Annotated in this window: 15 protein-coding genes and 1 pseudogene; 10 read left to right on the top strand and 6 right to left on the bottom strand. The window is 54.4% G+C overall.

The window, feature by feature from the left end:
• From HMPREF1144_RS34020 to aphA, 4 genes are all read left to right on the top strand, one after another.
• A partial coding sequence (locus tag HMPREF1144_RS34020) for a hypothetical protein (protein WP_413540336.1) occupies window positions 1–73 on the top strand: 73 nt, incomplete at its 5' end.
• Window positions 74–218: 145 nt separating this feature from the next.
• Window positions 219–1,298, top strand: coding sequence for an alanine racemase (gene alr, locus HMPREF1144_RS23435; RefSeq protein ID WP_004097789.1), 1,080 nt, complete (start codon window positions 219–221; stop codon window positions 1,296–1,298).
• 236 nt (window positions 1,299–1,534) lie between these two features.
• On the top strand, window positions 1,535–2,728 hold the full coding sequence (gene tyrB / locus HMPREF1144_RS23430; RefSeq protein WP_009654160.1) for an aromatic amino acid transaminase: 1,194 nt from the start codon (window positions 1,535–1,537) through the stop codon (window positions 2,726–2,728).
• A 194-nt stretch (window positions 2,729–2,922) separates the two neighbouring features.
• Complete coding sequence (aphA, locus tag HMPREF1144_RS23425; RefSeq protein ID WP_004097791.1) at window positions 2,923–3,636, top strand: acid phosphatase AphA; 714 nt, start codon at window positions 2,923–2,925, stop codon at window positions 3,634–3,636.
• Between the two features lie 13 nt (window positions 3,637–3,649).
• Here the strand turns inward: aphA and HMPREF1144_RS33100 are convergent, their stop codons facing one another.
• Window positions 3,650–3,787 carry a hypothetical protein gene (locus tag HMPREF1144_RS33100; protein WP_157214916.1) on the bottom strand — a complete coding sequence of 46 codons (138 nt, stop codon included), beginning with the start codon at window positions 3,785–3,787 and terminating at the stop codon, window positions 3,650–3,652.
• On the opposite strand from HMPREF1144_RS33100, the gene HMPREF1144_RS23420 reads away from it, so the two are divergent.
• Window positions 3,779–4,195: a secondary thiamine-phosphate synthase enzyme YjbQ gene (locus HMPREF1144_RS23420; RefSeq protein ID WP_004097792.1), complete on the top strand. Its 417-nt coding sequence runs from the start codon at window positions 3,779–3,781 to the stop codon at window positions 4,193–4,195. The genes HMPREF1144_RS33100 and HMPREF1144_RS23420 overlap by 9 nt on opposite strands.
• A 2-nt stretch (window positions 4,196–4,197) precedes the next feature.
• On the top strand, window positions 4,198–4,551 hold the full coding sequence (locus HMPREF1144_RS23415; RefSeq protein ID WP_004097793.1) for an MmcQ/YjbR family DNA-binding protein: 354 nt from the start codon (window positions 4,198–4,200) through the stop codon (window positions 4,549–4,551).
• A 2-nt stretch (window positions 4,552–4,553) separates the two neighbouring features.
• On the opposite strand, the gene HMPREF1144_RS23410 is transcribed toward HMPREF1144_RS23415, so the two are convergent.
• The 3 genes from HMPREF1144_RS23410 to uvrA all read right to left on the bottom strand — a co-directional run bounded on the left by HMPREF1144_RS23410 (window position 4,554) and on the right by uvrA (window position 8,242).
• Complete coding sequence (locus tag HMPREF1144_RS23410) at window positions 4,554–4,871, bottom strand: hypothetical protein (protein ID WP_004097794.1); 318 nt, start codon at window positions 4,869–4,871, stop codon at window positions 4,554–4,556.
• Window positions 4,872–4,873: 2 nt separating this feature from the next.
• The gene (locus HMPREF1144_RS23405; protein WP_009654166.1) at window positions 4,874–5,284 is read right to left on the bottom strand and encodes a hypothetical protein; all 411 of its coding nucleotides are present in this window, start codon (window positions 5,282–5,284) and stop codon (window positions 4,874–4,876) included.
• A gap of 132 nt (window positions 5,285–5,416) precedes the next feature.
• Complete coding sequence (gene uvrA / locus HMPREF1144_RS23400) at window positions 5,417–8,242, bottom strand: excinuclease ABC subunit UvrA (RefSeq protein WP_009654163.1); 2,826 nt, start codon at window positions 8,240–8,242, stop codon at window positions 5,417–5,419.
• Between the two features lie 246 nt (window positions 8,243–8,488).
• On the opposite strand from uvrA, the gene ssb1 reads away from it, so the two are divergent.
• Window positions 8,489–9,016 carry a single-stranded DNA-binding protein SSB1 gene (gene ssb1, locus HMPREF1144_RS23395; protein ID WP_004097799.1) on the top strand — a complete coding sequence of 176 codons (528 nt, stop codon included), beginning with the start codon at window positions 8,489–8,491 and terminating at the stop codon, window positions 9,014–9,016.
• Between the two features lie 86 nt (window positions 9,017–9,102).
• Here the strand turns inward: ssb1 and HMPREF1144_RS23390 are convergent, their stop codons facing one another.
• Complete coding sequence (locus tag HMPREF1144_RS23390; RefSeq protein ID WP_009654164.1) at window positions 9,103–10,743, bottom strand: lytic transglycosylase F; 1,641 nt, start codon at window positions 10,741–10,743, stop codon at window positions 9,103–9,105.
• A gap of 595 nt (window positions 10,744–11,338) precedes the next feature.
• Between HMPREF1144_RS23390 and HMPREF1144_RS23385 the strand changes: the two are divergent.
• Window positions 11,339–13,600 (top strand): annotated as a pseudogene (locus HMPREF1144_RS23385) (TonB-dependent siderophore receptor).
• Window positions 13,601–13,869: 269 nt separating this feature from the next.
• Here the strand turns inward: HMPREF1144_RS23385 and HMPREF1144_RS23380 are convergent.
• Entirely contained in the window at window positions 13,870–14,220 is a 351-nt protein-coding gene (locus tag HMPREF1144_RS23380) for a helix-turn-helix transcriptional regulator (protein ID WP_004097805.1), read from the bottom strand.
• Window positions 14,221–14,664: 444 nt separating this feature from the next.
• Between HMPREF1144_RS23380 and bamA the strand changes: the two genes are divergently transcribed.
• Window positions 14,665–17,088, top strand: coding sequence for an outer membrane protein assembly factor BamA (gene bamA / locus HMPREF1144_RS23375; RefSeq protein WP_009654165.1), 2,424 nt, complete (start codon window positions 14,665–14,667; stop codon window positions 17,086–17,088).
• 327 nt (window positions 17,089–17,415) lie between these two features.
• Window positions 17,416–17,765: IS5/IS1182 family transposase (locus HMPREF1144_RS23370; RefSeq protein ID WP_009654159.1), on the top strand; the 350-nt coding region annotated here is incomplete at its 3' end.

Here is a 17,765-nt window from a genome sequence, read left to right as displayed (position 1 = left end):
GGTGCGCCTGACGTTTAACGGTCAGTGGTCGCGTTTTGATAATTATGCTGGGCCACAATACGACGACGAATAAATTTCCGTCATCCTTCATGCCGCAGATGCGTTGACTACGCCCGTTCACCCCGGTCACTTAGTTTACTAAGCTCCCGCGGATTCTCAGGCTTGTCGCCTTCCTGCAACACGAAGGATTTAGGAGATTCTTTTATTAAGGAATTCAAATGCAAGCGGCAACTGTAGTCATTAACCGCCGCGCTCTGCGACACAACCTGCAACGTCTGCGTGAACTGGCGCCCGCCAGCAAACTGGTTGCGGTGGTGAAAGCGAACGCCTACGGACACGGTCTTCTTGAGACCGCGCGAACGCTCCCGGACGCCGATGCTTTTGGCGTCGCCCGTCTTGAAGAAGCCCTGCGCCTGCGCGCGGGCGGTATCGCCCAGCCGATCCTGCTGCTGGAGGGATTCTTCGAGGCCGCCGACCTGCCGGTGATCTCCGCCCAGCGCCTGCACACGGCGGTACACAGCCCGGAGCAGCTGGCTGCGCTGGAGGAAGCGGATTTACCCGAGCCGGTAACCGTATGGATGAAGCTGGACACCGGGATGCATCGATTAGGCGTTCTGCCCGAACAGGCCGAAGCCTTTTATCAGCGCCTGAGCCAGTGTAAAAACGTCCGTCAGCCGGTCAATATCGTGAGCCATTTTGCCCGTGCGGATGAGCCTGAGTGCGGCGCGACCGAACGTCAGCTGGATATCTTTACCACCTTCACGGAAGGGAAACCGGGGCTGCGCTCAATCGCCGCGTCCGGCGGTATATTGCTATGGCCGCAGTCGCACTTCGACTGGGCGCGTCCGGGGATTATTCTCTACGGCGTATCGCCGCTCGACGGTGGATCCACCGGCGCGGATTTTGGCTGCCAGCCGGTGATGTCTCTGACCTCCAGCCTGATCGCGGTCCGCGAGCACAAAGCCGGCGAGCCGGTGGGCTACGGCGGAACCTGGATCAGCGAGCGTGATACGCGTTTAGGCGTTGTGGCGATGGGCTACGGTGACGGCTATCCGCGCGCCGCACCGTCCGGAACGCCGGTACTGGTTAACGGCCGGGAAGTGCCGATTGTTGGACGCGTGGCGATGGATATGATTTGCGTCGATCTCGGGCCTGAAGCACAAGACCACGCTGGCGACGCGGTCGTGCTGTGGGGCGAAGGCCTCCCCGTCGAGCGGATTGCCGAAATTACAAAAGTAAGTGCTTACGAACTTATCACGCGCCTGACTTCACGGGTATCCATGAAGTACGTGGATTAATGTCAGCCAGCGCGCTTTCCCCCGGTGGCGACTGACGCCTTACCGGGGCTACGGGTTCGCTACCGGCTACGGGCCGGTAGCCCGGATAAGGCGGTTTAAGCCGCCATTCGGGATGTGTTCATGTTGTTGCGTTAAATCCAGCCCGTTCTGTTTTATCCGCCAACATCCCCTCGACCTTCTTTCACATCCAGTTTATTGTGTTATAACGAGCCCATGTAAACCTGGAGAAACATCGCGTGTTTCAGAAAGTTGACGCCTACGCTGGCGACCCCATTCTCTCCCTGATGGAGCGTTTTAAAGACGATCCGCGTAGTGACAAAGTAAATCTCAGCATCGGTCTTTATTACAACGAAGACGGCATCATTCCGCAGCTGAAGGCGGTTGCCGAAGCGGAAGCACGTCTTAACGCCCAGCCGCACGGCGCCTCAATCTATTTACCGATGGAAGGGCTGAACACCTATCGCCACGCGATTGCGTCGCTGTTGTTCGGGGCCGATCATCCGGTACTGGCGCAGCATCGCGTGGCCTCTATTCAGACGCTGGGCGGCTCCGGAGCCCTGAAAGTCGGCGCTGACTTCCTGAAACGCTACTTCCCAGGCTCGCGCGTATGGGTCAGCGACCCGACGTGGGAAAACCACATCGCTATATTTGAAGGGGCTGGATTCGAAGTAAGTACTTACCCTTGGTTTGATGATAAAACCAATGGCGTGCGTTTCGCGGCTTTCCTTGAAAAACTCAATACGCTACCGGAACGCGATATCGTGCTGCTGCATCCCTGCTGCCATAACCCAACGGGAGCCGATCTTACCAACGCTCAGTGGGATCAAGTGGTTGAGGTGTTGAAAGCGCGTAATTTGATTCCTTTCCTCGACATCGCCTATCAGGGCTTTGGCGCCGGCATGGAAGAGGATGCCTACGCTATCCGCGCCATAGCGAACGCCGGGATGCCCATGCTGGTGAGCAACTCGTTCTCGAAAATCTTCTCCCTGTACGGTGAGCGCGTTGGCGGGCTGTCGATCGTTTGTGAAGATACTGAAACCGCGGGACGCGTACTGGGGCAATTAAAAGCGACCGTACGTCGCAACTACTCCAGCCCGCCGAACTTTGGCGCGCAGGTGGTTGCGGCGGTGTTGGGCGACAGCGCGCTGAAAGCCTCATGGCTGGCGGAAGTGGAAGGGATGCGCACCCGTATTCTGGCCATGCGTCAGGAGCTGGTTGATGTGCTGAAAGAGACGGTTCCGGGCGGTGATTTTGACCATCTGCTCAAGCAGCGCGGCATGTTTAGCTATACCGGTTTCAGCGCGGCCCAGGTTGACCGCCTGCGCGATGAGTTTGGCGTCTACCTGATTGCCAGCGGCCGCATGTGCGTCGCGGGGCTGAATGCAGGAAACGTGCGCCGCGTAGCGCAGGCGTTTGCTGCGGTAATATAAGTTCTTCCTGACCTTTTGCCCGCGCCAAATCATGACGCGGGCAATTCGCTCCCCGAAGTGTGATCATTCTCTTTTTATATGACATCAGAGCAGAAAAACCTTCCTATCCGCCTTCGCGGGGGGTAAGGTCTGGGTGCATTAATAAGCGTACACATTATTGAAAATTATAACGATTCGATTATTTAGGGAAAAATATGCGCAAGATCACCCTGGCCTTTGGGGCCGTCTGCTTACTGTTCACGCTAAATAGCTCCGTCGTTGCTCGCGCCTCCACACCGCAGCCGCTGTGGACGGGCACCAATATGGCGAAACTCGCCGAACAGGCGCCGATCCATTGGGTTTCCGTCGCCCAGATTGAAAATAGCCTGCTGGGACGCCAGCCGATGGCCGTCGGTTTTGATATTGATGATACCGTCCTGTTCTCCAGCCCGGGCTTCTGGCGCGGGCAGAAAACCTATTCCCCCGGCAGCGATGATTACCTGAAAAATCCGGAGTTCTGGGAAAAAATGAACAACGGCTGGGATGAATTCAGCATGCCGAAAGAGGTGGCGCGCCAGCTGATTGCGATGCACGTAAAGCGCGGCGATAGCATCTATTTCGTTACCGGCCGTAGCCAGACCAAAACCGAAACGGTATCAAAAACTCTGCAGGATGATTTTCTCATCCCGGCGGCGAATATGAACCCGGTTATTTTTGCCGGCGATAAACCTGGCCAGAACACCAAAACGCAGTGGCTGCAGGAGAAAGGGATCAAAGTTTTCTACGGCGATTCGGATAACGATATCTCCGCCGCCCGCGAGGTGGGCGCGCGTGGGATCCGTATCTTGCGGGCCTCAAACTCTTCCTATAAGCCGCTGCCGATGGCGGGCGCTCAGGGTGAAGAGGTGATTGTGAATTCAGAATATTAAGCTGCCCGCCGGCTTAATCATCAATCGCTAAAACGGCAGCCGGCACGCTGCCGTTTTTTTGTGCAAAATAGCGTGCCAAAGGTTTTACCTTTTCGCTTATTGCTGCACACTTAGGAAGGTTCATTAGTAAAAGGAGTGGTTTATGTGGCATCAGCAAACCCTGACGTTAGGCCCGAAAGCACGGGGCTTCCATCTGGTCACTGATGAAATTCTCGGGCAAATCCGCGAAATATCGCGGGTGAAAACTGGCCTGCTGCATTTGCTGCTCCAGCATACATCTGCTTCCCTGACGCTAAACGAAAACTGCGATCCGACCGTTCGCTTCGATATGGAGCAGCATTTTCTGCACGCCGTACCGGATAACGCGCCGTATGAACACGATTATGAAGGTCCTGATGACATGCCCTCGCACATTAAGTCGTCGATGCTGGGCGTATCGCTGATGCTGCCCGTACGGGATGGCAGCGTCAGGCTGGGGACCTGGCAGGGGATCTGGCTCGGGGAGCATCGTATTCATGGTGGATCGCGGCATATCATCGCGACGCTGATGGGGGAATAACAATGACAATTTCGGATTTATTGCAGTACTGCATGGCAAAGCCGGGCGCCGAACAAAGCGTACATAGCGACTGGAAAGCGACGCAGATCAAAGCGGCGGACGTCCTGTTTGCGATGGTAAAAGAGGTTGAGGACAACCGGCCAGCGGTATCGTTAAAGACCAGCCCTGAGCTTGCGGAACTGTTGAGGCAGCAGCATCGCGATGTTCGCCCCAGCAAACATCTCAATAAAGCCCACTGGAGTACGGTGTTTCTTGACGGCTCCCTGCCTGATTCGCAAATTTATTATCTGGTGGATGCTTCCTACCAGCAGGCGCTTGATTCGCTTTCCGAGGCTAAGCGTAAACTGTTGCCATAGCGCTAAATTCTGCCCAGCAGCGCCAGCAGGGTCACATCAAACAGACGAAGCAGCGTGGACTGCAGATGCGCCTGCATGGCGATCTGTTCGTTGTTGGCGCGAATGCTGGCAATATCGCGCTGCCCTTGCAGGAGCAGAATGAGGTCGTCCTGACTCAACCAGCCGCGCGCTTTCTCCTGTAACGCCTGAAGCGTGAGCATCCCGGCGTCGCGAATGTCGCTGTCTTCATCATTTACAATTGCGTGCATAAGCTGCAACCACTCTGCCGTATTCACGCCGGCGCCGGCCAGCTGGGCGCTTAACTCTTCTATGGTGGACATGCTTATCTCCCTGAACGCTGTTGTTCGCCGTTGATGGCCTGCTGGTAAAGTTTTTCCGTCTGTTGCGCCAGAATTCCGGCCTCGAAAGGCGTCAGCGCTCTCTCCTGGGGGACGACGCGCCGGTACAGCCGCAGATAATTTTTCTCCAGCACGTGAAGATTACTCTGCCGTAGCGCATCGCTATCGCTTAACGCCAGGCTGAATAGCGGGCGAATCTGGCGATCCTCGTAACTGAGCAAGCGTTGGTCGAGTGGCGCTGCCGCCGCGTCGCTGATGAACTGCAGATGAAGCTGTTCCAGCATCAGCAGCTGCTGATGAGCCGCGCTGCTGTAGCCGTCTATCCAGCTGCAGGCGGTCAGCGCGAATAACGCCGCGACGAGCGTAAATCGATAAAGTCCGTGCTTTAAGTACATGATGCATCCTGCAATTTATGGCGGTGGTGCTATCTGATGACAGATGCCGTCCGGCCGCAAATCACAAAATATCAGCGGGAGAAAATGAGAGGAAATGAGGCCTCTTCCCGGGATGGGAAGAGGCAGATGAGATTATTTCAGCATGGGCTTGAGGAAGCGAGCCGTATAGGAGGCCTCGCACTCGGCGACCGTTTCCGGCGTACCGGAAACGAGGATCTCTCCGCCGCCGCTTCCGCCTTCCGGCCCAAGGTCAACGATCCAGTCAGCCGTCTTGATGACATCCAGGTTGTGCTCAATCACCACGATGGTATTCCCCTGGTCGCGCAGCTGGTGCAGAACCTCCAGCAGCTGCTGAATATCGGCAAAGTGCAGACCGGTGGTCGGTTCATCAAGGATATACAGCGTTTGCCCGGTACCGCGTTTGGACAACTCGCGCGCCAGCTTGACGCGCTGGGCCTCGCCGCCGGAGAGCGTGGTAGCCGACTGACCAAGGCGAATATAGGTCAGACCGACGTCCATCAGCGTTTGCAGCTTACGCGCCAGCGCCGGAACCGCATCGAAGAACTCACGCGCTTCTTCAATGGTCATATCCAGCACTTCATGAATCGTTTTGCCTTTGTACTTAATCTCCAGCGTTTCGCGGTTATAGCGTTTGCCTTTGCACTGATCGCACGGTACGTAGATATCCGGCAGGAAGTGCATCTCGACTTTGATTACGCCATCGCCCTGGCAGGCTTCACAGCGACCGCCGCGCACGTTAAAACTGAAGCGGCCGGGCGTGTAGCCACGCGAACGTGATTCAGGTACGCCGGCAAACAGTTCACGGACCGGCGTAAAGACGCCGGTGTAGGTTGCGGGGTTAGAACGCGGCGTACGGCCGATGGGGCTCTGGTCGATATCGATCACTTTGTCGAAATGTTCCAGTCCCTGCACGTCACGGTAAGGTGCAGGTTCCGCGATGGTGGCGCCGTTGAGCTGACGCTGGGCAATCGGAAACAGCGTGTCGTTGATCAGCGTGGATTTACCCGACCCGGAAACGCCGGTGATACAGGTGAAGAGGCCCACCGGCAGCGTCAGCGTCACGTCTTTCAGGTTGTTGCCGCGCGCGCCGGACAGCTTCAGCACTTTCTCCGGATTGGCGGGTACGCGCTGTTTCGGCACTTCGATTTTACGCTTACCGCTCATGAACTGGCCGGTCAGTGATTCCGGCACCGCCATAATATCTTCCAGCTTGCCTTCAGCCACGACCTGACCGCCGTGTACCCCAGCCCCCGGACCGATATCGATAACGTGGTCGGCGGCGCGAATGGCGTCTTCATCGTGCTCAACGACAATCACGGTGTTGCCGAGGTTTCGCAGGTGGATCAGCGTGCCCAGCAGGCGTTCGTTATCGCGCTGGTGCAGGCCGATAGAGGGCTCATCCAGTACGTACATGACGCCGACCAGGCCTGCGCCGATCTGGCTGGCGAGGCGGATACGCTGCGCTTCGCCGCCGGAGAGGGTTTCCGCCGAACGGGAGAGCGTCAGGTAGTTCAGACCGACGTTGACGAGGAATTTCAGGCGATCGCCAATCTCTTTCAGTACTTTTTCAGCAATTTGCGCACGCTGGCCGGAGAGCTTCAGGTTGTTGAAGAAGTCCATCGCGTGGCCGATGCTCATATCCGAGATGGTCGGCAGCGGGGTATTCTCCACAAACACGTGCCGCGCTTCGCGCTTCAGGCGGGTCCCTTCACAGCTGGTGCAGGGACGGTTGCTGATGAATTTCGCTAACTCTTCACGTACTGCGCTGGATTCCGTTTCTTTATAACGGCGCTCCATATTGTGCAGCACGCCTTCGAACGGATGGCGGCGCACCGAGGTATCGCCGCGATCGTTCATATATTTGAATTCAATATTCTCTTTGCCTGAGCCGTACAGAACCACTTTTTGTACGCTGCTATTCAGCGTGCCCCAGGGCGCTTCCACATCGAATTCATAATGTTCCGCCAGCGACTTCAGCATCTGGAAGTAGTAAAAATTGCGCCGATCCCAGCCGCGAATCGCCCCGCCAGCCAGCGACAGCTCTGGGTTCTGAATGACGCGTTCCGGATCGAAATACTGCTGGACGCCGAGGCCGTCGCAGGTCGGGCAAGCGCCTGCCGGGTTGTTGAAGGAGAACAGGCGCGGTTCCAGTTCGCGCATGCTGTAGCCGCAAATTGGGCAGGCGAAGTTGGCGGAAAACAGCAGCTCTTCGGCTTTCGGATCGTCCATATTGGCGACGATGGCGGCGCCGCCCGACAGCTCCAGCGCGGTTTCAAAAGACTCGGCCAGGCGCGTGCTGAGATCGTCGCGCACCTTAAAGCGGTCAATCACCACTTCAATGGTATGTTTCTTCTGCAGCTCCAGCTTCGGCGGATCGGAGAGATCGCAGACCTCGCCGTCGATCCTCGCGCGGATGTAGCCCTGGCCGGCGAGGTTTTCCAGCGTTTTGTTATGCTCGCCTTTGCGCTCTTTAATGATCGGCGCCAGCAGCATCAGGCGCTGGCCTTCTGGCTGGGAGAGCACGTTATCGACCATCTGGCTCACGGTTTGCGCCGCCAGCGGGACGTCGTGATCCGGGCAGCGCGGCTCGCCGACGCGTGCGTACAGCAGACGCAGGTAGTCGTGAATTTCGGTAATGGTGCCTACCGTTGAACGGGGGTTGTGGGACGTTGATTTCTGTTCAATGGAAATCGCCGGCGACAGCCCTTCAATATGGTCGACGTCGGGCTTCTCCATCAGCGACAGAAACTGCCGCGCGTAGGCGGAGAGCGACTCAACGTAGCGACGCTGCCCTTCGGCATACAACGTGTCGAAAGCCAGTGAGGATTTGCCTGAACCCGAAAGCCCGGTGACGACAATGAGTTTGTCGCGCGGGATGACGAGGTTGATATTTTTGAGATTGTGGGTGCGGGCGCCCCGAACTTCGATCTTATCCATTCACCTTTCCCGGTAGATACGCGGATTGCCTGGTTTGTTAGAAGGACAAACGGCAGAAACGGCTAATTATGACACAATTTAACCTGTTTGAATATACAGTATTGGAATGCATTTTCCGGTGGGATGTGTAAAAATGTCGCACCGCGAGAGTTATCTGGAACCTACTTCCCAGCTATCAACATAGCACCTGGAAATGGTACACTCGCGCGTTTACACTATTAAGAAACGCATTCAGGAGACACAAACATGGCCAGCAGAGGCGTAAACAAGGTGATTCTCGTCGGTAATCTGGGCCAGGACCCGGAAGTACGCTACATGCCGAGTGGTGGCGCAGTTGCCAACATTACGCTGGCTACTTCCGAATCCTGGCGTGATAAAGCGACCGGTGAGATGAAAGAGCAGACCGAATGGCACCGCGTTGTGCTGTTCGGCAAACTGGCGGAAGTGGCCGGCGAGTATCTGCGTAAAGGTTCTCAGGTCTATATTGAAGGCCAGCTGCGTACCCGTAAATGGACTGACCAATCCGGTCAGGAAAAATACACCACCGAGGTTGTCGTTAACGTTGGCGGCACGATGCAAATGCTCGGCGGTCGTCAGCAGGGCGCGGGCGCCCCGGCAGGCGGTGGTCAGCAGCAGGGCGGTTGGGGCCAGCCTCAGCAGCCGCAGGGCGGAAACCAGTTCAGCGGCGGCGCGCAGTCTCGTCCGCAGCAGCAGGCGCCGGCAGCCCCTTCCAATGAGCCGCCGATGGACTTTGATGACGATATTCCGTTCTAACGAAGCGTTAGCGTCGTAAAGTCATCTCTGAAAAAGCCCCTGTTCGGGGCTTTTTCTATTTTGTCACCCAGGCCATCTACGCTATTTCACTGCGTGGCAGGTGTGGCAGGTGTGGCAGGTGCGGCAGGTGCGGCAGGTGCGGCAGGTGCGGCAGGTGCGGCAGGTGTGGCAGGTGTGGCAGGTGCGGCAGGTGTGGCAGGCACCCCCACGGCCGGCATGACCTGATTTTTGGAGGCCGTCGTCGCCTGCTGTTTACGCGCCATTTCATCCACGATCAGCCGGTAAGCGATGTAATACTTATAGATATTGCTGACATAGCTTACGGTCTCGGAGCCGATCTTCTCGGCGGCCAGATACTCCACGTTGCCAAACCAGACGTTCGGATCAAAACCGCGCTTTTTGGTATCCGCCCGCAGCCGGGCGATGCGCGCGGGGCCCGCGTTATAAGAAGCGAATGAGAACAGCGCCTTATCAAGCTGGGTCATCGGTTCATCGCCATAGTAGCGGTCTATCATCCAGCGCATATATTTCACCCCGGCATGAATATTGGGGTCGAGCTGCTTAATATCGCCGACCTTCAGCTCCTTGCCGGTGCTCGGCATCACCTGCATAACGCCAATTGCGCCGACGTGGCTACGCACCGACTGATTTAGCCGCGACTCCTGATAGCCCTGCGCGGCCATCAGCAGCCAGTCAACATCGTAGCGATCGCCATATTTGCGGAAGATCTCCACCATAGTCAGAAATTTACGCCGCTCTTTTTGCGCCGCCGCGTTTTTAACGTACCTGGCATCCTTCAGGTAGCGCAGCAGAATCGTATTACCCAGCTTGCTGCCCTGACGATTCTTGTTGATGAATTCATTAAGCAAGGCCAGCAGCTGCGGGCTATTGTTGCGTACCGCCCAGCCGATATTGCCTTCGTTGCGCAGAATGATGTTCTGATGAACCTGAATGTTGGGGAAAACCTGTTTCCAGAACAGCGCCTTGTGGCGGTCGACGACGGTCAATGGAATCAGGCCCGCGTTAAGCATCTCTATCAGATCTTCATCCTCCAGCGCTTCGGGCGCCGGTTCGATGGTGATGGGGGGCAGCGATTGCTGGGCAAAGCGCGCGTTGAGCGCGACCAGGCTCTCGTAATAGCTCGATGAGGTACGCACAAAGACCGTTTTACCGGAAAGCTGCTGCAGATTTTCCACTTTGGGCGAGCCGGGGCCGGAAAGAAGCAGCTCCTGAACGTGAGAGTAGATTGGCGCGGTAAAGGTCATCTCCTGCTGGCGAGCGGGGGTAATCGTCAGGTTGGCGGCGATAATATCCCCCTTACCAGCGTTAAGCGCGCTGATGAGCTGGTCGCGGGCAACCGGAACAAAGATGATACGGACCTTAAGATGACGATGTTTGAGCTTTTTCTCCTTCGTCAGGCTTTGATTGAGGCTTCGCTCAAACTCCATAAAAATATCGTGAGTGGCGCCGCGCTGCGTCCCTTTGTTAATAAAGAAAAAGGTTTTGCTGAAGGTGGTTAATACGCGAATGGTTCGCCGGTCGAGCATACCCGGTAAATCTCCCTTCCATGGCTGCAGCATATCGTCAACGTTGACTTCAAGGGCCTCGCGCTCCTCGGGCTCTGACAGTTTATTCTCTGTGGCGGCGTAAACGGATGTGAAGCATATCAGGGCGGCAAGGCATGCAAGTCCGCCGACAAGGTATCGATAGAACGACGACGTATTCATGGCGCGGTGCTCCGCAGGGGGATGTTCTTATTTTAGTCAATTTCTGGCCGTTAGCATGCCCGGCGATCGAGAATGTCGGTCGGTTAATCAGCTATTTTATTCATTAACAGGCTCAGTATTTATAGTGGAATAATAAAGAAATAGATATCGGTAATTATGGAGAGAATAGGCTCAGATTGTGTTTTTTTAGTGTGCATATATTTTAATTATTTAAATTGAAAATAAGGAATAAACGTAAATAATCATTTCATCTTTTTGTTTTTATTGGGTTATTTGAAATTATTGCTGTGGTGCATAATTATCCACTTGATAATAAATCTCATTTCTAATAACGTTGTGTGGCACAATACTCCTATTACTGCTGTTCGGCGAATGCTATCAAAGAATAGCGCGGTGCGTTTATTTCTTCATTTTTGCCAGAGTAATAAATCTATTTTGGTCGCTCATTATTTATTGCTATCCCTATTTAAACGGGAGGGCCTGACTACGCCAAAAAAAGAGATATTACGCCAGGCATGGAAGACATGACCGGTGTTTATCTGGCGGATGAAGAAGGCGTGCCCCGACGGCTAAAAAGAAAAACAGGGCATATTCCATGAAATACGATTCACACTACTCGCTGGCCGTGCTGATCCCGATGGCCATCTGGGGAGGGATGCTGCCGGCGCAGGCCGCTGACAGCAACACGCCAGACGATACGAAGAAATCAGAAACGGCTACGGCAAATGATGACGAAACCATGGTGGTCACCGCGGCGGCGCAGACGCTGCAAGCGCCCGGCGTATCGACCATCACCGCTGAGGAGATCCGTAAACATCCGCCCGCGCGCGATGTCTCCGAGCTGATTCGTACCCAGCCCGGCGTCAACCTCACCGGCAACTCCACCAGCGGCCAGCGCGGTAATAACCGCCAGGTCGATATTCGCGGCATGGGGCCGGAGAACACGCTGATTCTGGTGGATGGTAAACCGGTGACCAGCCGTAATTCCGTGCGCTATGGCTGGCGCGGCGACCGCGATACGCGCGGTGATACCAGCTGGGTACCGGCGGAAATGATCGACCATATCGACGTGATTCGCGGCCCTGCGGCGGCCCGCTACGGTAATGGCGCGATGGGCGGGGTGGTAAATATCGTCACCAAACCGGCCACCAGCGAATGGCATGGATCCTGGAATACCTATATGAACGCCCCCCAGCACCGTAAAGAGGGCGCGACGAAGCGGACAAACTTCAGCCTCAATGGCCTGCTATCGGATGAGGTCAGCTTTAATTTATGGGGAAATCTGAGCAAAACGCAGGCTGATGCCCAGGATATTAATTCCGGTCACGAAGCGGCGCGAACCGGTAGCTATGCGGGATCGTATCCGGCTGGACGCGAAGGCGTAGTGAATAAAGATATCCACGGTAAGCTGCGCTGGGAATTTGCGCCGATGCAGGCGCTGGAGTTTGAAACCGGCTACAGCCGCCAGGGCAACCTGTATGCAGGTGATACCCAGAATACCAATACCAGCACGCTGGTGAAAAGTATGTACGGTAAAGAGACTAACCGCCTCTATCGTCAGACTTATGGCGTCACGTGGACCGGCGGCTGAGATAACGGCGTGACCAGCAATACTTACGCGCAGTATGAGCACACCCGTAACTCGCGTATGAACGAGGGTCTGGCGGGGGGAACGGAGGGGATCTTCTCCAGCAGCGAATTCTCCGATATCGACCTGTCGGATGTGCTGCTGCACAGCGAGGTGAATATTCCGTTTACCCTGGGATTCGAGCAGAATCTGACGCTGGGTACCGAGTGGAACCAGCAGCGGATGAAAGATGGCGTATCGACCACCCAGTCGCTCTCTTATGGCTCCATTGACGGTATGTCGGCAACCGGGCGTAGCCCCTATTCCAGCGCCGAGATTTTCTCGCTGTTTACCGAAGATAATATCGCGCTGACCGAGAGCACTATGCTGACGCCGGCTCTGCGCTTCGACCATCACAGCATCGTCGGCAATAACTGGAGCCCATCGCTGAACCTCTCGCAGGGGCTGTCGGATGACTGGACGCTGAAGCTGGGCATCGCCCGCGCCTATAAAGCGCCAAACCTTTATCAGCTCAACCCGAACTATATTCTCTACAGCAACGGCCAGGGCTGCTATGCCAGCAGCTCAGCCTGTTACCTGATGGGGAACAGCGATCTGAAGGCGGAAACCAGCGTTAATAAAGAGATTGGCCTTGAGTATAAGCACAACGGCTATCAGGCGGGGCTGACCTGGTTCCGTAACGACTATCATAACAAGATTGAATCGGGCTACTCGGCGGTGGGAACGGCCAGCAACGGCACGACCAATATTTATCAATGGGAAAACGTACCGAAGGCGCTGGTTGAAGGGCTGGAAGGCTCATTAAACCTGCCGGTAAGCGAAACGGTCAACTGGAGCAATAACCTGACGTGGATGCTGCAGAGTAAGAACAAGACCACCGGCGATCGCCTGTCGGTGATCCCGCAGTTCACCCTTAATTCGACCGTCAGCTGGCAGGTACGCGACGATCTTTCGCTGCAGAGTACTTTCACCTGGTATGGCCGGCAAAAACCTAAGCGCTTCAACTATAAGGGCGAGGCGGTATCCGGCAGCGAGCTGAATGAAGTGAGTCCTTACAGCATCGTCGGGCTCAGCGCGACCTGGAATGTGAATAAAAACCTGAGCCTGACCAGCGGCGTGGATAACCTGTTCGATATTCGCCACTACCGCGCCGGTAACGCGCAGACCACGGGGAATTCAACGACCGGCGCCTATCTGTATGGCGCGGGCGCGGAGACCTATAATGAATCGGGTCGGACGTTTTATTTCAGCGTGAATACGCACTTCTGATTATCTACTCAAACACCCGCCGGGATAGTGAACTATTCCGGCTTTTTATTTTTTATGTCGGGGAGAAAGGCCGGAGATATAAATGATGACAAAATCTCCACGGCTTCTACACAATTAACTCAACTTAGCAGCTTACACTGTTTCCTGTTGATCGGGTCTGCTTGATCCCGGAAACGATTAACGGTGGCATCCTGCCATTTCCATTCTAGCGTTGTGTTCCTCTTCCCCCTTCCATTCCCAACCGCAGCAATGCGGAGGAGGGGGATCCCCTATCCGGAGATACACAGAATTTTGCGAAACTGGCCAGGCGTAATCGCATAGTATCTTTTAAAGGTACGGTTAAAGGCACTGATATCTTCATAGCCCGCCATAATACAAATATCACCGATGCGAAAAGCCGGTTTAACCTTTAATAAATCAAGGGCTAATTGCATCCGCTGTTGGCGAATATAGGCCATTGGCGACATATTAAAATAGTGACGAAACAGGCGAAAAAGATGCCATTCAGAATAGCCGGAAAAGAGGCTCAGCGCCCGCATGGTGAGCTTCTTTTCAAGATTGTTTTTTATCCATTGCACCAGCTCGCTAAGCACTGAGCGCTGAATTTCATTTCGCGGCATGATATCTACTCATTTCATTATAATGGCAATCTGGCTGCATAATTTATTCACTATCTCTTCATTTTATCTACGGGGTTATAGGTTAGTTTGTGGCTGTTCCTGGTTTATCCCAGAGAGCATCATTCCTAACAAGATCTTTTCCCCCTTTCAACCAATGAGAAAGGGGGCTTTTTGTTTTTTTAATTAAAAAACAAAAGGTGTTGAATTTTAATGTTGTCAGGAAATGCTTATCTGACTGGGTGGAAGAAGGAAAGTTCCATTAAAAAATAATTTTTTCACCATTCTTATATATCCATTTTTTCTCCATTTTCTCGTCATAATTGCGTGCAATTCTGCGCCTCGTTCAGGTTATTTAAAACGGCGTCAGAATCTGTCTGGCGCAATGAATTGCATTATTCCCAGCAGGTATCTGCTATTGCCAAATATCTTTTAGACGACACCTCCATGCTAAAAAAAACGAGTCTCATCGCCGGTCTATTGATTTCCCCTTTAACGCTTTACGCATCAACCGCCTATACGGTAGATGACATTCGTTTCGAAGGGCTACAGCGCGTTACCGTTGGCGCTGCGCTACTGAGCATGCCTGTTCATACGGGAGAAGAGGTTTCTAACGAGGATATCAGTGATTCGGTCCGCGCCCTGTACGCCAGCGGCAACTTTGAGAACGTGCAGATCCTGCGCGATGGCAGCACGCTGGTGGTGCAGGTCACAGAGCGGCCAACCATCGCTAAAATCAGCTTTTCCGGGAATAAATCCGTTAAGGATGATGCTCTCAAGGAGAATCTGGCCGCCAGCGGTATTGAAGAAGGCAGCGCGCTGGATCGCAATGCGCTCACAGAAATAGAAAAGGGGCTCCAGGATTTCTATTACAGCGTCGGGAAATATAGCGCTCAGGTCCATGCTGTCGTCACGCCGCTACCGCGTAATCGCGTTGATTTAACCTTTGTCTTTCAGGAGGGGGTATCGGCAAAAATTACGCAAATTAATATTATTGGCAACCAAGCCTTTAGCGCAGAAACATTGCTGGACCAGCTGCAGCTTCGCGACAGCGTTCCGTGGTGGAACGTGATTGGCGATAAGAAATACCAAAAGCAAAAGATGGCGGCGGATCTTGAGACCATCCGTAGCTATTATCTCGATCGCGGCTACGCGCGTTTTACCATTAACTCCAGTCAGGTCAGTATTACCCCGGATAAAAAATCGCTGTATATCACGATCAATCTTACCGAGGGCGATCGTTATAACGTGGCCAGTACGGTCGTGACCGGCGACATGGCGCAGCATAACCAGGAAATTGAAGCGCTGGTGAAGCCTTTAGCGGGGAAATGGTACAGCGGCGCGGAAATCACGGCGGCTGAGAACAGCATTAAGACGCTGCTGGGAAAATACGGCTATGCCTGGCCGCAGGTTAATACCGCGCCGGATATTGATGAGACGAAAAAAAGCGTCGTTTTGCATATTAACGTCAATGCCGGACGCCGTTATTCGGTTCGTCAGATTCGCTTTGAGGGTAACGATACTTCCCGCGATGCGGTGCTGCGTCGCGAAATGCGCCAGATGGAAGGCGCGTGGCTGAATGATGAGAAGGTCGAGCAGGGAAAAACGCGGCTGGACCGTACCGGATTTTTTGAAACCGTCGACAAGCAGATCGTTCCGGTAAGCGGTAGCCAGGATCAGGTGGATGTGGTTTATAAGGTGAAGGAGCGCAATACCGGCTCCTTTAACGTTGGTCTGGGCTTTGGTACCGACAGCGGCGTGAGCTACCAGCTCGGCGTCACTCAGGATAACTGGCTGGGAACCGGCAATAGCGTCAGCTTCAACGGCACGCGCAACAGCTACCAGTCCTATATTGAGCTGGGAGCGACGAACCCTTACTTCACCGTGGATGGCGTCAGCCTCGGCGGCAAAATTTTCTACAACAGCTACGACGCCTCGGATGCCGATTCCGGGAGCTACAATCAGCAAAGCTATGGCGTTGGCAGTACGCTGGGATTCCCGATTAGCGAGAATAACGCCCTCAACCTTGGCCTGGACTATGTCCATAACCGCCTGACCAATATGGAGCCGGAGCTCACCACCTGGAGCTATCTTAACTCACGGGGCATCTATCCTGACGTCGTCACCAAAGACGGCGACAGCGGTGCGACCTATAGCGCCAATGACTATTTTGCCAGCGTTGGCTGGAGCTATAACAACCTCGATCGCGGTTTCTTCCCGCGGGCTGGGAATAAAAGCAGCCTGACCGCCAAGGTTACCGTACCCGGTTCGGATAACAGCTATTACAAAGTGACTTTCGATACCACCCAATATATGCCGCTGGCCGAGAGCAAAAGCTGGGTATGGATGGAGCACCTGCGCGCGGGCTATGCCGATGGGCTGAACGGCAAATCGGTGCCGTTTTACGATAACTTTTATGCCGGCGGATCGTCGTCGGTTCGCGGTTTTTCGTCGAATACGATTGGCCCAAAAGCGGCTTATTATCGTTGTAATGGTTCTGAAAGCAGCTACAGCACCTGTCCGCTGGACTCATCATCCGATGCGGTTGGCGGTAACGCGATGGCGGTGCTGAACAGCGAGTTTATTGTCCCGACGCCATTTGTGAATGACAAATATGCCGACAGCCTGCGAACGTCTTTATTCCTCGACGCCGGTACGGTATGGAGCACCTCCTGGCAAAATACCGGCCAGACGCTGGCGGCTGGGATCCCGGACTATGGCGATCCGTCGCATATCCGGATGTCTGCCGGGATTGCGGTGCAGTGGATGTCGCCACTGGGCCCGCTGGTGTTCTCCTGGGCCGAACCCTTTAAAAAATACGATGGTGATAAAGCCGAGCAGTTCCAGTTTAATATTGGTAAAACCTGGTAATCCTGCTGCTTATTATTTGAAGGAGAGCTGGGTTCTTTGTGGTAAATGCTAAAAATAGTACCGCAGGCTATCGCTGTGGGTAGCCTGTAATTAATTGTCAGTATATTCTTATTTATGTATATTACTGCGGGGCGCACTTCTGGCTATTATGGTTAACCATTCATTATTAGAACACTATATTTAAGGTAAGCCTTATTGAGTACGGGTGGTATTGAGTATTGTCTGATATCACATTATTAATCGATAACCTTGCGGTTAGGGAAGGTGCGAACAAGTTCCTGATATGAGATCATCATATTCATCCGGAGCGCATCCCAGAGGGACATCATGAGCCATCAACTCACCTTCGCCGATAGTGAATTCAGCACTAAGCGCCGTCAGACCCGAAAAGAGATTTTCCTCTCCCGCATGGAGCAGATTCTGCCATGGCAGAATATGACCGCTGTCATCGAGCCGTTTTATCCCAAGGCGGGCAATGGCCGACGGCCCTATCCGCTGGAGACCATGCTGCGTATTCACTGCATGCAGCATTGGTACAACCTGAGCGACGGTGCCATGGAAGATGCCCTGTACGAAATCGCCTCCATGCGCCTGTTTGCCCGATTATCCCTGGATAGCGCCCTGCCGGATCGCACCACCATCATGAATTTCCGCCACCTGCTCGAGCAGCATCAACT

The organism is Klebsiella sp. OBRC7 (genome assembly GCF_000293135.1).
In the GTDB taxonomy this organism is placed as follows: Bacteria; Pseudomonadota; Gammaproteobacteria; order Enterobacterales; family Enterobacteriaceae; genus Klebsiella; species Klebsiella michiganensis.
The sequence above is the reverse complement of the archived record's forward strand: the minus strand, read 5'-3'. Positions and strand labels throughout refer to the sequence as shown.